At 45.0% G+C, this 876-nt stretch carries 1 protein-coding gene and 1 pseudogene; both read right to left on the reverse strand.

The features are described from left to right. On the reverse strand, window positions 1-331 hold a 331-nt coding region (locus tag ACFILO_RS09545), incomplete at its 3' end, for a hypothetical protein (RefSeq protein WP_375678220.1). Then, window positions 331-876: pseudogene (locus tag ACFILO_RS09550) on the reverse strand (hypothetical protein); the annotation flags it as partial. The pseudogene ACFILO_RS09550 and the gene ACFILO_RS09545, both read right to left, overlap by 1 nt.

Genomic DNA, 876 nt, shown 5'->3' on the forward strand with positions numbered 1-876 from the left:
AAGCCCCATTCTCACGCGCCCAATCCTCTACAAATGTCAAATTATCAACTTGATCAAGAACGCCCTTGCCACTACATTCACAAATCAGAGCGCGCTTCTTTCCTAAAACTGTCTGTTGTATCTGGGTCGTGAATGCCGCTAAAAAGCGCTCGTCATCATCCAAAACAAGCCATAACTGTTTCTTGCCACTGCAAATCGCTTCAAGGAGCTCTTGCAACGTGATTTCATGTTTAAAACGTTCCACATACTCGCGAAACGACGCAATGATGTCTTCAAGGTATGGTGCTATACGCTCCATATCCCAAGACGTGGTCAAAAAGACTTTTGCCATTACCCTCTGCCTAAAGGACGTAAATCCACATTAAATCCTGTGATTTGGTTCCAATGAACACCTTCAGGAATACGCAATTTAAAGCGGTGATAACGATTGCGCGAACGACCATGATAAGCACCCGTGACATATGAACATGCCCTCTCTTGGTGCCATGTAATCGGCGTCTGATGATTGCGAAGCCGACGCTCTCCTATGCTTAAAAGACCTTCCGTCGTATCAACTTCAGCAAACATCTTCGTGATAAAGTTAAAACTTCCATCTGGTGCTCCCAATTCTTGCGAAACAACCGTTGCCTCCATCGGTGCTCCCGTAAACATAACAAGCCGATTTTCATCATCAAAAGCACCAAGCATTGGGGCGCCACTTTGCCAACGAGGGCTGTCTAAAGAAGCCGGCAATGTCTCAAGATTGATCGAGATCTCATCTAACTGTTCTAAAGTATAACCTGTCGTAAATACTGGAAACAACGTGAAAGGTTTTCCCTGTAGCGTCGACCATTTCTGCAATCCCCAATCATAGACAAAGGTCGTTTGCTCGTTATT

This window comes from Bartonella sp. AP72JLCBS, from assembly GCF_042195705.1.
In the GTDB taxonomy this organism is placed as follows: domain Bacteria; phylum Pseudomonadota; class Alphaproteobacteria; order Rhizobiales; family Rhizobiaceae; genus Bartonella.